This window comes from Cellulomonas wangleii, from assembly GCF_018388445.1.
Classification (GTDB): Bacteria; Actinomycetota; Actinomycetes; order Actinomycetales; family Cellulomonadaceae; genus Cellulomonas; species Cellulomonas wangleii.
The window spans coordinates 1,769,069-1,782,235 of the sequence record NZ_CP074405.1 but is presented as its reverse complement, the minus strand read 5'-3'; the positions used below and the strand labels follow the sequence as shown (position 1 = coordinate 1,782,235).

The 13,167-nt window shown below is 75.1% G+C and carries 8 protein-coding genes; all 8 read right to left on the bottom strand.

Annotated features, from left to right (window positions below; genetic code table 11):
* Nucleotides 1-44 precede the first annotated feature (44 nt).
* On the bottom strand, nucleotides 45-4,985 hold the full coding sequence (locus tag KG103_RS08205) for an ExeM/NucH family extracellular endonuclease (protein ID WP_207341484.1): 4,941 nt from the start codon (nucleotides 4,983-4,985) through the stop codon (nucleotides 45-47).
* A gap of 296 nt (nucleotides 4,986-5,281) precedes the next feature.
* On the bottom strand, nucleotides 5,282-7,861 hold the full coding sequence (pheT, locus tag KG103_RS08200) for a phenylalanine--tRNA ligase subunit beta (protein WP_207341306.1): 2,580 nt from the start codon (nucleotides 7,859-7,861) through the stop codon (nucleotides 5,282-5,284).
* Nucleotide 7,862: 1 nt separating this feature from the next.
* The gene (pheS, locus tag KG103_RS08195) at nucleotides 7,863-8,933 is read right to left on the bottom strand and encodes a phenylalanine--tRNA ligase subunit alpha (protein WP_207341307.1); all 1,071 of its coding nucleotides are present in this window, start codon (nucleotides 8,931-8,933) and stop codon (nucleotides 7,863-7,865) included.
* Nucleotides 8,934-9,192: 259 nt separating this feature from the next.
* Entirely contained in the window at nucleotides 9,193-9,852 is a 660-nt protein-coding gene (gene thpR, locus KG103_RS08190; RefSeq protein WP_207341308.1) for an RNA 2',3'-cyclic phosphodiesterase, read from the bottom strand.
* Nucleotides 9,853-9,879: 27 nt separating this feature from the next.
* Nucleotides 9,880-10,710, bottom strand: coding sequence for a TrmH family RNA methyltransferase (locus KG103_RS08185; protein ID WP_249670855.1), 831 nt, complete (start codon nucleotides 10,708-10,710; stop codon nucleotides 9,880-9,882).
* Between the two features lie 194 nt (nucleotides 10,711-10,904).
* Nucleotides 10,905-11,291 carry a 50S ribosomal protein L20 gene (gene rplT, locus KG103_RS08180; RefSeq protein ID WP_089801998.1) on the bottom strand — a complete coding sequence of 129 codons (387 nt, stop codon included), beginning with the start codon at nucleotides 11,289-11,291 and terminating at the stop codon, nucleotides 10,905-10,907.
* 63 nt (nucleotides 11,292-11,354) lie between these two features.
* On the bottom strand, nucleotides 11,355-11,549 hold the full coding sequence (rpmI, locus tag KG103_RS08175) for a 50S ribosomal protein L35 (protein WP_013116857.1): 195 nt from the start codon (nucleotides 11,547-11,549) through the stop codon (nucleotides 11,355-11,357).
* An 86-nt stretch (nucleotides 11,550-11,635) separates the two neighbouring features.
* Nucleotides 11,636-12,667, bottom strand: coding sequence for a translation initiation factor IF-3 (gene infC, locus KG103_RS08170; protein ID WP_249670886.1), 1,032 nt, complete (start codon nucleotides 12,665-12,667; stop codon nucleotides 11,636-11,638).
* Nucleotides 12,668-13,167: the final 500 nt, after the last annotated feature.

Sequence of the window (13,167 nt, the reverse complement as noted above, 5' to 3'; positions counted from 1 at the left end):
AGGGCCCGGCCGGACGACGCCGACCGGGCCCTCGTGCGCGTCCGTCAGCCGCGGACCGTGACCGTGCGGCTCGTGCCGCCCGCGACGTTCGCCGCGTCGTCCGGCACGAACACCGCGGTCAGGCGGTGCGTCCCGCTGCCGAGGTCGCGCGGGACGGTCCCGATCGCCAGGCCGAGCACCACGTCCGCGCTTGCCACGACGCGCTCACCCTCGCGCAGCTCGACACGGCCCGCCGGGAGCCGGGCGGTGTCGAGACCCACGGTCGCGACCCACACAGACGGGACCAGCCGCGGGAACGGCGACTGGACGACGGACAGCGACGTGGTGCTGGTCGCCTGCTCGACGGTCACGGTCACCGGGGCGGACTGCGAGCCCGCCACGGCGTCCGTGCCGGCGTACCGCGCGACGACCTCGTAGGTGCCGACGGGCGTGTCCCCCGGCAGCGTGAGCACCGCCCGCCCGCCACGCAGCGACGCCGTGCCGAGCACGTCGTCCCCGGCGACGAACTGCACCGACCCGGTGACCGGGCCCGGCGACGTCACGACGGCCGTGAGCCGGACGCGGGTGCCGCGCGTGCCGAACACCTGCGTGTCCGGCGACGCGCTGAGCGCCGTGGTCGACGCCTCGCCGGCGTCCTCGACCGTGAACGGCACCGAGGCGGTCGTGCCGCTCGGTGACGCGACGACCGTGAGCGTGTGCTCACCCGCCCCGAGATCTGCCGGGACGGTGACCGTCACCTGCGCCGACGCGTCCGGCCCGTCGCCCCGCACCAGCGGGAACGTACCGAGCGACACCTCACCGAGGAGCACCTCGACCGACGTGTTCTCGGGCGCCCCCAGGCTGGTGAGGTTGATGCCGCCGACCGTGAAGGTGAGCTCGTCCCCGGGCGCCACCGGCTCGGTGAGCGCCGGCACCTCGACGGCCCGCTCCGCGAAGTCCGGCGCGATGCCCGGGTGCGCCTGCAGGTACGCGATCCAGGCGTCCCGGTCGATGAGACCGGAGTCGGCCGTGCGGGCGCCCTCGGCGAGCACCCGGAAGTTGTCCCCGCCCTGGGCGAGGAACGAGAACGTCCCGATGCGGTACTCGGCCCCGAGGTCGATCGGCGCGCCGTCGACCGTGACCGACGTGATCCGGTCGCCGAGCTCGCGCGAGGCGTCGTACGTGTAGGTGACGTTATCGGACAGCCCCAGCTGCAGGTACGGGCGGCTCGGGATGGAGCCGTCCGCGTTGGTCTGCCACTGCTGCTCCAGCATCGTCACGACCTGGGCACCCGTGAGCGTGGTGGTCCAGAGGTTGTTGACGAACGGGAGCACCGCGTTGGCCTCGGCGTAGGTCACCGTGCCGTCGGGGGCGTGGAGCAGCTCGGCGCGCATGCCGCCCGGGTTGACGACGCCGATCTGGGCGCCGCCACGCTCGGGCGAGGCGAGCGTGTCGAGGAGGGCCTCCGCGACGAGCGAGCCGAGGGCCGACTCGCGGCTGCGGTCGTCCCGGCCCGTCGTGGTGCCGGGAGCCGAGCCGACGTACACGCCGTCGACGTACTGCCCCCCGGTGAACGCCGTCGTGACGTCCGCGGTCACGGACCCGACGGGCTGCGACCCGACCTCGGTCGCGAACGCGAGGGCGTCGGCGACGATCTGCGCCACCTCGGCGACCCGCGGGTACGCGGCAATGAGGTCGGCGTCGGGCGTCGTCGTGCGCGCCACGTTCTCGGCCGTGGCGGCCGTGACCCGGTCCGTCGCGGGGTCGTACGTCAGCACGACCTTGCCGAGGTACTCGCCGTAGGAGCCGGTCTGCACGACCGGCCGGGTGGCGTCGCCGTCGCCGACCGGCCCGAACCAGGCGTACTGCTTGTGCGTGTGGCCGGTGAAGATGGCGTCCACCGCGGGGTCGGTCCCGGTGACGATGTCGGCGAACGCGCCGCCGGCAGCCAGCTCCTCCTCGAGGGTCGCGCCGTCGGGCGTGCCCGCACCGGCCCCCTCGTGGTACTGCGCGACGATCACGTCGGCCTCGCCGTTCGCCTCGTCGCCGTCCGTGAGTGCGGCAGCCACCCGGTTGACGGCCTCGACCGGGTCGCCGAAGTCGAGACCGGCGATCCCGCCCGGGGTGACGAGCGACTCCGTCTCCTCGGTGACCACGCCGATGACGCCGACGCTCACGCCGTCCATGTCGAGCAGCGCGTACTCGTCGAGCGCGGGCGTCGTGGTGCCCGCCCGGTAGACGTTGGCACCGAGGTACGGGAACTCCGCGTTCTCGCCGCCCGCGATCACGCGCTCGACGAGGTCGTCGTACCCCTTGTCGAGCTCGTGGTTGCCGATGGCCGACGCGCCCAGGTCCAGGGCGTTCAGCACGTCGATCGTCGGCTGGTCGTCCTGCACCGCCGACGCGAACAGCGACGCGCCGATGTTGTCGCCCGCCGACAGGAACGCGACCGGGCCGTCCGCCGCCGCGCGCTGCTGCTCGACCGTGCCCGCGAGCTTCACGGTGTTGGCGTCGATGCGCCCGTGGAAGTCGTTGATGTTGAGGAACGTCAGGTCGACCGGGCCCGCGTTCGCGTCACCGGCCGTCAGGCCCACGACCACCGGGTCGTGGTCCGACGAGCGGTACGCGTCGGGCGCGTGGAACGTCGTGCCGTGGTAGCCGTACCGGCTGTACTCCAGCGCGATGGACTCCGGGGCGTTGATCTCCCAGACGTCGGCACCGGTCGCCCGCGCGATGGCCGCCTCGTTCAGCAGCACGTGGTCGAGCGACCCCGACAGCCCTTGGTACGAGTACGAGTACTGGCCGGGTGAGAGCTGCGCGACGGCGTCGACGTAGCCCGCGTCGTACAGGACCTGCAGCGGGTCCTCCCGCGTGTAGGCGTTGAAGTCGCCCACGAGGGCGACGGCCTCGGCGTCGCCCTGCACCGTCGGGACCCAGTCGCGCAGCGCGGTCGCCTGGCGCACGCGCGACTCGTTCGCCGCGCCCTGCCCGTCGCCCGTGTCGGCGTCGCCGGGCCACGGCCCGGCCGAGCCCTTGGACTTGAAGTGGTTGACGACGACGAGGAACGGCTCGCCGCCGTCCGTCGGCGTGAAGACCTGCCCGATCGGCTCGCGGGCGTTGCCGAACGCCTGGTCGTCACCGCTCTGGTCGCCCAGCGCACGCGACGCGCCCGTCGGGGTCACCGCGGCCGGCTGGTAGATGATCGCGTTGGTGATGACGTCCTGCTCCGCCGCCGGCGGCAGCTCGTCGGACGACGGCACGAAGGCCCAGCGGTCCTCGCCGGCCGCCGCGTTGAGCGCGTCGACCAGGGTCGAGAGCGCCTCGTCGGCCACACCGTCGACGCGGGCCGAGTTCTCGATCTCCAGCAGACCGACGACGTCGGCGTCCAGACCCTCGATCGCCGCGACGACCTTGGCCTGCTGCCGCTCGAGGTCCGCCGCGTCCCACGCGCCGCGCTGGTCGCAGCCCTCGCGCACCGTGACCGGCTCGCCCGCGGGGTCGCGGTAGGCCACGCACGACGCGGCCTCGTCACCGAGGGTCGTGAAGTAGTTGAGGACGTTGAACGACGCGACCGACAGGTCGCCGCCCACCGGCTCGGGGGCCGCGGTGCGGTCGTTCTCGAAGGTCACGGGGGCGGGACCGCCGGCGACCACAGGGGCCGTCGGGTTCAGCTTCCAGGTCCCGTTGCGCCAGTCCACGACCAGCGGCTCGGTCACCTGCACGCCCGCACCGACGCGCACCGGGTTCTGCAGCGACACCCACGGCGGGGTGAGCCCACCGTTGCCGGAGCCGAGGAAGTTGGTCGACGCGCCGTCGTCCAGGACGACTCCCCGCGCGGCGTTGTCGGCCGCGACGGCCGCCGCCTCCGCGGACCCGGGTCGCGCCACCTCCGTGGGCTGCAGCAGCGGCGTCGTGCCGACCGCGAGGCCGACCTCGCCGTACTGGTTCGTGCTGTACGTGTTCGAGACCGTGAGGTCACCCGTCGGCAGGAGGAGCATCGACTCCAGCGCCTCGCGCGCGGCGGCGTCGGCCGGCCACGGGCCGGTCACCGGGGACGGTGCGTCCGCCGCCGGGAGCTCCTGGACGTCGCCGGGAGCCGCGACGGTGACCTGCGTCAGCCCGTTGAACTCCACGACCTCGCCCGTCACCTGCAGGTGCTGACCGATCGCCACCTGCCCGACCGTCGCGGGCGAGTACACGAACAGGGCCTGCGAGCCGTCGCGTGCCGCGTCGCCGCCCGAGCCCGGCGTCTGCAGGACGTAGCCCGCGAGCCCGCCGGTCGGGTAGGCCGCCGTCACGACGCCGGACGTCGTCACGCGCTGACCCACCAGCGGGGACGCGTCACCGGTGCCCTGGATCGCGCCGATGGTGACCACCTGCGGCTCACCCGGCTCGCCCGGCTCCTCGGGCTCCTCGGGCGCGGTCCCCGCCGGCTGCGGCGTGGGCGTGCCGGTCCGGAAGTCGGCCGCGTTGTCCGCGGTGTGGGTGTGCGCGGCGTCGCGCTGCACCGACGTCGCGTTCGTCGTGGCCGGCGCGACGCCGGACCCCGCCCACGACGTCGCGTTCGGTCCCCAGCCGACGAGGTCGACGACCGCGTCCAGCTGGGCGCACCCGGTGTCGCACGTCAGGGCGGCCGTGCCCGCGACGAGCGCGACCTTGCCCGTGGTGCCGCTCATCGCGGTGCCCGTGCCCTCGAGGTCGACGGGCACGTCGGGGGCCGCGGTGTTCGCCCCGAACGCCTGCCCCACGACGAAGGTCGCGCCCGCAGGCACGCTGCCCGACAGCGGCGTGACCTGCCAGGACGTCCCGGTGGCCGACGCGTACTGCAGCGAGTAGCCGGCCAGGTCGACGGCCCCGTCGCCCGGGTTGTACAGCTCGACGAAGTCACGGTCGAACGGCGCGCCGGAGTTGCCCCCACCGCCGTACACCTCGTGGACCAGCAGGGGTGCGTCGGGCGACACCGCCGCCCGCGCGGCTCCCGCGGTGGCCAGGCCACCGGTGAGCATCACGGCGAGTGCGGTGAGCGCCCCCGTGGACCGTCGTCGTGCGTGCACGCAGATCTCCTCCGTCGGGCGCGCGAGGGGTGGGGGACCACGCCTCGTCGCGCGAGCAGCAGCCGTCACCCGGACGGCCGGTCTCACCCTGCGTGGTCCATCCGGTTCGTCGCAACTACCCGACAGTAACTATCTGGTGAACTCCTCCGAGGGTGCCCGGTTCACCCCGGTTCGCCCGGCCCGCGAGCGCACCGACGACGACGGGCCGGCCCCGGGGAGTCCCCGCGACCGGCCCGTCGACCTGGCGATCAGGCGCGCAGCTCGGCGCCCACGCGCGCGTGCGCCTCGGCGACCACGGCGTGCCGCACGGCGGCCGTCTCCTCGGCCGTCAGCGTCCGGTCGGGCGCGCGCAGCCGCAGCGCGAAGGCGAGCGACCTGCGTCCCGGTCCGACCTGGTCGCCGACGTAGACGTCGAACAGCCGCACGTCCTCCAGGACGTCGCCCGCGGTCGACGCGGCGGCGCCGACCCGCACGGCCGTCAGGACGTCCGCCGCCGGGACGTCGTCCGCCACGACGAGCGCGACGTCCTCCTTCGCCACCGGGAACGTCGAGACGGGCACGGCCTGCACCGGCTCCGCGGACGAGGCCGCGAGCAGCGCCGACAGGTCGACCTCGAAGGCCACGGTCCGCGCGGGCAGACCGAGCGCGGTCACGACGTTCGGGTGCAGCTCCCCCGCGTGGCCCACGACGACGCCGTCGAGCGTCGACAGCCGCGCGCAGCGGCCCGGGTGGAACGGCGCCCGCTCCCGGTCGGCGGTCACCGCGAGCTCGACGCCCGCCAGCCGCGCGAGGTGCTGCACGTGCGCGATCGCGTCCCCGTGGTCGGCGCGGCGACCCGCGCCCCACACCCCGGCAGGCTCCGCCAGACCGGCGAGCACGCCCGCCGCGTGCAGCGGCTGCGGCGGCACGGCCGCCTCGAGCGCGGCGAGGGTGTCGTCGTCCGGGCGCACCCCGCCCGCCAGCCGCGGCGCCACGCCGGGGCCCGCCGGCGGCAGCGTGACGAGCCCGAGCTCGAACACGCCCACGTCGGACGTCCCGCGCGTGACGTTGCGGCGCGCCGTCTCCAGCAGCGTCACCAGCAGGTCCGTGCGCATGTACGGCTGCCCGTCGGCGAGCGGGTTGACCAGCCGCACCGCCCGGCGCCGCTCGTCGTCCTCCGGCAGGCCGAGCGCCTCGAGCTGCTCGGCACCGACGAACGGGTAGCTGAGCACCTCGACGAGGCCCGACGCCGCGAGCGTGTCCGCGACCGCGCGGCGCAGCCGCTGGTCCCGGGTCAGGCCGCGGCCGGTCGGGGCGGACGGCACGATCGACGGGATGGCGTCGTACCCGCGCAGCCGCGCGACCTCCTCGACCAGGTCGACGCCCGCGACGAGGTCGGGCCGCCAGGACGGCACGTGCACCCGCCAGGGCGTCGTCGCGTCCTCGACCGTGCAGCCGATCTCCGTGAGCGTCGCGCGCACCTCGTCGTCGGTGTACGGGACGCCGACCAGCCGCCCGGCCTGCGCCGGGTCGAACGCGACCGGCTCCGGCGCCGACGTGCGGTCGACGTCCGTCAGCGCGTCCTCGACCGTGCCGCCGCCGTGCTCGACGAGCAGCGCGGCAGCCCGTGCGACCGCGACCCGCGGCAGCTGCGGGTCCACACCCCGCTCGAAGCGCTTGGACGCCTCCGACGTCAGCCGGTGACGCCGCGACGACCGCGCGACGGACACCGGGTCGAAGTGCGCGGCCTCGAGCAGCAGGTCCGTCGTCTCCTCCCCCACCTCGGAGTCCGCGCCGCCCATGACCCCGGCGATGCCGAGCACGCGCGCGGCGTGCCCGCCCGTGGAGTCGGTGACGAGCAGGTCCTGCGGGTCCAGGGTGCGCTCGACGTCGTCGAGCGTCGTGGCCTTCTCCCCCGGGCGCGCCCGACGGACGACGACCGGCGCGGTGAGCGTGGCCAGGTCGTAGGCGTGCATCGGCTGCCCGAGGTCGAGCATGACGTAGTTCGTCACGTCGACCGCCAGGCTGATCGGGCGCATGCCGGCCTGCGTGAGGCGCTGCTGCATCCAGGCCGGCGACGGTCCGGACGCGCGCACGCCGCGCACGACCTGGGCGACGAACCGGTCGCACCCGGGCACCCCGCCGATGCCCGCGTCGTCGGCGATCTCGACCGCGAACCCGGCGGGTCGCTCCCGCAGCACGTCGTCCGACGCCAGGCCGGGGTCGGTGAAGCGCGCGCCCGTGGAGTGCGCGTACTCGCGGGCGACGCCGCGCATCGCGAAGCAGTACCCGCGGTCCGGGGTCACGTTGATCTCGAGCACCTCGTCGGCCAGGCCGAGCAGGCGCAGCGCGTCGGTGCCGGGAGCGGTGACGTCGTCGCCGTACCCCAGTCGCGACAGCACGATGATCCCGGCGTGGTCCTCGCCGAGGCCCAGCTCGCGCGCCGAGCAGATCATGCCGTCGGACACGTGCGCGTACGTCTTGCGCGCCGCGATGGGGAACGGCCCGGGCAGCACCGCACCCGGCAGCGCGACGACGACACGGTCCCCCACACCGAAGTTGTGCGCGCCGCAGACGATGCCGCGCGCGACGGTCGGGTTGCCGTCGTCGTCGAGGTCGTTGTGCGCGCCCACGTCGACGCGGCACCAGTTGATGGTCTTGCCGTTCTTCTGCGGCTCGGGCGTGAGCTCGAGGACCTGCCCGACGACGAGCGGGCCGGTGACGCCGGAGGTGTGGATCGCCTCCTCCTCGAGGCCGACGCGCACGAGGTCGGCGGCCAGCTGCTCGGCCGTGAGGTCGGCAGGGAGCTCGACGTGGTCGCCGAGCCAGGTCAGAGGGATGCGAGGCATGTCAGATCACCGTCCGGAACTGCTGGGAGAAGCGCACGTCGCCCTCGACCATGTCGCGCATGTCGGCGATGCCGTGCCGGAGCATGAGGGTGCGCTCGATCCCCATGCCGAACGCGTACCCGGAGTACACGTCGGGGTCCACTCCGCAGGCGCGCAGCACGTGCGGGTTGACCATGCCGCAGCCGCCCCACTCGATCCACCCGGGCCCGCCCTTCTTCTGCGGGAACCACAGGTCCATCTCGGCGCTCGGCTCGGTGAACGGGAAGAACGACGGCCGCAGCCGCGTGCGCGCCTCCGGCCCGAACATCGCCCGCGCGAAGTGGTCGAGCGTGCCCTTGAGGTGCGCCATCGTCAGGCCCTTGTCGACCGCGAGGCCCTCGACCTGGTGGAACACCGGGGTGTGGGTCGCGTCGAGCGCGTCGGTGCGGAACACCTTGCCGGGGCACGCGATGTACACCGGCACGCCGCGCTCGAGCATCGTGCGCGCCTGCACGGGCGACGTGTGCGTGCGCAGCACGAGACCCGAGCCGTCCTCGGCGACGTCGCCGTCCTGCGGCGCCACGAAGAACGTGTCCTGCATCTGGCGCGCGGGGTGGTCGACGCCGAAGTTCAGGGCGTCGAAGTTGAACCACTCGGCCTCGAGCTCCGGACCCTCGGCGATCTCCCAGCCCATCGCGACGAACACGTCGGCGATGCGCTCCGAGAGCGTCGTCAGGGGGTGGCGCGCACCCAGCGGGTGACGGTCGGCGGGCAGCGTGACGTCGACGGACTCCTCGACGAGCACGCGCGCGTCGCGCTCGGCCTCCAGCTCGGCCGTGCGCGCGGCGATCGCCGCGTTGACGCGCCCGCGGGCCTGGCCCACGAGCCTGCCGGCGGCGGCCTTGTCGGGGCCGGGCAGCGTGCCGATCGCCCGGTTGGCGAGCGCCAGGGCGCTCGCGTCACCGGTGTGCGCGAGGCGCGCGGACTTCAGGGCGTCGAGGTCGCCGGCGGCGGCGACCGCCGCGAGGGCGTCGTCGACGGCTGCGGCGACGCCGTCGGCGTCGAGCGGGGACAGCGGTGTGTCGCTGGTCATCAGGACCTTCCAGGGCGGTTCGGCGACGGCCGGACCGTGCGGCGCGGACAGGTCACGCGGTGCACGTCGGCCGGCTGGGCAGTCTAGTGGCGCCCGTCCCGGGGCGGTCGCGACGTCCGGCGCGGACGTGGACCTCGGTCACGCTCCTCAGCGTGCGTGCGCGCGTGCGCGGCCCGGGACGGGCCGCGGAAATCGTCGACCACCCGACGCCCGGGTGAGCAGGTGCACGCGCATGCGGCCATGCTGCCACAGCACCGGCTCACGCCCCGAGGGGAAAGGTCCCGACCGTCGTGTACGCCGGTCCGCCGCCGCGGCCTGCCCCGGGCCGCGACTCCACCAGCGTCAGGGCGTCCACGGTCCAGCGGGGTCCCTCGTAGACCGCGAGCGCCTGCTCGAACACCTCCGCCGGTGCGAGGTCCCGACGGTCGCCGCCCGCCGTCCGGCCCGGCCCCCGGCCGCCGCCGCGCGCGCCGGCCACCGCGCGGGTGCCGCGTCGCGGCGGTCGCGCCCCCGCACGGGCCCGCCCGACGGTCAGATGCGGGCGGTGACGGACCCGCGCGTCGGGCGGCGCACCGTGCGCCTCCCCGACCGCCCGGGCGCCGGCGGCGAGGTCGACCATGGCCGTCACGTCACCGGAGGCGCCGACCCACAGCGTGCGGTGCGCGAAGACGCCCGCGCCGCGCAGCTGCAGCTCGAAGGGCCGCGCGCCCGCCGTCACGTCCACCAGCCCGGCGGCGAGGTCGTCGGTCACCGCGTCGGGAAGGCTCCCGTAGAACGCCGCGGTCAGGTGCCACGTCTCGCGGGCCGACCACCGCACACCCTCGTCCTGAGCGCCCGCACCCCGCCGCACGACGGCGAGTGCGAGGTCCAGGTGGTCGAGCACGTCGTCGGGGGGCCACACCGCGGCGAACAGTCGCATGGGTGCAGCCTGCCAGGCGGGCGGTGCTCAGCGCTGGGCGCGCCCCGAGGCGTACAGGCACACGGCGGCGGCGGTCGCGAGGTTCAGCGACTCGGCCCGCCCGCGCAGGGGCACGCGCACCGCGGCGTCGGCCAGCGCGAGGTCCTCCTCGCGCAGCCCCCACGCCTCGTTGCCGAACACCCAGGCGGTCGGAGCCGCGAGGTCCGGCACACCGGCCGGCGCCGCACCCGCCACGTCGAGCAGGTCGTCCAGGTCGTGCGGGGCGGACCCGTCGGCCGCCAGCACGGTGAGCCCCGCCGCGCGCAGCCGCGCCACGACCTCCGGCAGCTCGGGGCCCGCGACCACCGGGAGGTGGAAGAGCGATCCGGCGGTCGAGCGCACCGCCTTGGGGTTGTGCACGTCCACGCTGCTCGCCGTGAGGACGACAGCGCCCGCACCCGCCGCGTCGGCCGCCCGCAGCACGGTGCCGGCGTTGCCCGGGTCCCGGACGTGCGCGAGCACGGCGACGAGCCGCGGGCGTGCCGCGAGCACGTCGTCGAGGTCCGCCCGCACCTGGTCCACCACCGCCACCACGCCCTGGGCGTCCGGGCTCATCGCCTCGAGCACCTCGGGCGTGCCGGTCCGCACGCGCGCGCCCACCTGGTGCGCACCCTCGACGATCTCGGGGTGGCGGCGGACGGCGTCGGGCGTGAGGTACACGTCGTGCACCCGCGGAGCACCGGGGCCGACGGCCTCGCGCACGGCCTGCGGCCCCTCCACGAGGAAGGTCCCGGACCGTCGCCGCACGCTGCGGCTCGCCAGCGCTCGGACGGCCTTCACACGCTCGGCACGGGGGTTGGTCAGCAGCTCGTCGGGCACCCGTCCATCATCCCCGGTGCCGGTGCCGTCCCCCGCACACGGGTGCGGGGCGTGTCCCTCGGCGGGCACGCGCCGTGCGTGTGCCGGGCGCGGTCGACGACCGTCCGCGGGGACGAGGACGCCCCCGCCGTCACGAGGACGACGGGGGCGTGCCGGACGCGGTGCCGGCGGCGGGCGCCGGCGGTCCGTGTGGGTCAGGCGGCGGCCCGGGGCGCGTTGACGTCCTCCGGGAGCGCCGACTTGGCGACCTGCACCAGCGCGGTGAACGCGGCGGCGTCGTTGACGGCCAGGTCGGCGAGGACGCGACGGTCCACCTCGACACCGGCGGCCTTGAGGCCCTGGATCAGGCGGTTGTAGGTCATGCCGTTCTCGCGGGCCGCAGCGTTGATCCGCTGGATCCACAGCTTGCGGAAGTCGCCCTTGCGCGCCTTGCGGTCGCGGTAGGCGTACACCAGGGAGTGGGTGACCTGCTCCTTGGCCTTGCGGTACAGCCGCGAGCGCTGACCGCGGTAGCCGCTCGCCCGCTCGAGGGTCGACCGGCGCTTCTTCTGGGCGTTGACCGCCCGCTTCACGCGTGCCACGTGATGCTCCTTGCGTAGTCCGGGGCTCGTCGCTCCCACCGGCGCTGTGCGCGCCGGCCGGGGTCAGCGACCGAGCAGCTTCTTGATCCTGGGGGTGTCTGCGGGCGAGACGACGACGTCACCGGCGATGCGGCGGGTGCGGCGGCTCGACTTGTGCTCGAGCAGGTGTCGACCGTTCGCCTGCTCGCGCATGACCTTGCCGGTGCCGGTGACCCGGAACCGCTTCTTGGCACCGGAGTGCGTCTTGTTCTTCGGCATGGCTGCCGTGTCTCCTTGTCGTTCGCATCGCACGGTCGTGCGACTCGTGGGTCGTCCGGACGCGGGTGGGCGCGTCCGTGCGGATGTCAGCCGGACTGCTCGCCGTCCGCGGCCGGCGGAGCGGGTCGCGGAGCAGGCTTCGGGGTCGCACCGGGCCGGGGACCGGGCCGCGCCGCGGGGTTCGGCGTCGACGTCGGGGCCGCGGGGCGCGGCGCGGGCGCCGGCGGGCGGGGCGTGCTCGCCGCCGGTGCGGGACGCGCTGCCGGCGCCGACGTGCGCGGCGCCGGTGCCGAGCTGCGCGGCGCGGGGGCCGAGGAGCGCGGTGCCGAGGAGCGCGGTGCCGACGTCCGGGGTGCGGACGCCGAGGACGGGCGCGGCGCCGCGGCCCGACGCGGGGCGTCGGACGTGGCGGACGGCGCGGACGCCTCGGGAGCCGGTGCGGCAGGAGCCTCGGCCGCGGGAGCCGGCGTGGCAGGAGCCTGCGCGGCGGGCGCCGCCTGCTGCTCCGCGGCACGCCGCTCGGTCGCGACCGGGGGCCACGGGATGTGCTCGACGTGCTCGTCGCTCGCCGTCGACTCCCCGTCCTCCGGGTTCGCCTGGGCCGCGGCGCGACGCTGCTCGTTGCGCTGCTCGGCCTTCTTCTTGGTCGGCCCCAGCACCATGATCATGTTGCGGCCGTCCTGCTTCGGCATGCTCTCGATGAAGCCGAGCTCCGAGACGTCGGCCGCGAGGCGCTGCAGCAGGCGCACGCCCATCTCCGGGCGCGACTGCTCGCGGCCGCGGAACATGATCATGACCTTGACCTTGTCGCCGGCCTTGAGGAACCGCTCGACGTGGCCCTTCTTGGTGCCGTAGTCGTGCGGGTCGATCTTCAGCCGGAAGCGGATCTCCTTGAGGATCGTGTTCGCCTGGTTGCGCCGGGCCTCACGCGCCTTCATGTCGGCTTCGTACTTGAACTTGCCGAAGTCCATGATCTTGCACACGGGCGGACGCGCGGTCGGGGCGACCTCGACCAGGTCGAGGTCCGCGTCCTGGGCCAGACGCAGGGCGTCCTCCAGGCGCACGATGCCGACCTGCTCACCGTTGGGTCCGACGAGTCGGACCTCGGCGACGCGGATCCGATCGTTGATGCGGGGCTCGCTGATGTGGTGCTCCTCGGGTTCGTCGTGTCGGACCTCCAGGAACGAGGAAGGCCCCCGCCCTGGGCACAGGCGGAGGCCTCGTCCGGCACCGACGGACGCACGAGGCGTACCGTCGACCGGCCGACGGGGCGAAACCCGTCGACCTGCGGACCGGGACCCGGACCCCTGTCGTCGGACGAGCCGAGCGGTCGGGACCGGGTGGGAGAAGCTCCACTTGTGCATCCACCCCGCCGTGCGTCCCCGACTCCGGCACGGACACCCGGGTGTGCTCCCGGAGGGCCATGCGACAGGACGAGGGCGCGCGACAGCGCGGATCAGTCTCGACAACTCTAGCAGACCACTGCCCGCACGCACCCGAGGGGCCCCGCCCACCGGGCTGCACCCCTCCCGGCCGCACCCCTCCCGATCGCGCTGCGCCCCGCTTCACGTCGGGCGCTCCCCCGGGCCGCCGCGCCCCGCACACCCCGTGGCCATCG

Coding starts and splice junctions, on each gene's coding strand:
- KG103_RS08205 (WP_207341484.1), bottom strand. CDS start 4,985: ATGCTCACCGGTGGCCTGGCCACCGCGGGAGCCGCGCGGGCGGCGGTG.
- pheT (WP_207341306.1), bottom strand. CDS start 7,861: ATGCCTCGCATCCCTCTGACCTGGCTCGGCGACCACGTCGAGCTCCCT.
- pheS (WP_207341307.1), bottom strand. CDS start 8,933: ATGACCAGCGACACACCGCTGTCCCCGCTCGACGCCGACGGCGTCGCC.
- thpR (WP_207341308.1), bottom strand. CDS start 9,852: ATGCGACTGTTCGCCGCGGTGTGGCCCCCCGACGACGTGCTCGACCAC.
- rpmI (WP_013116857.1), bottom strand. CDS start 11,549: ATGCCGAAGAACAAGACGCACTCCGGTGCCAAGAAGCGGTTCCGGGTC.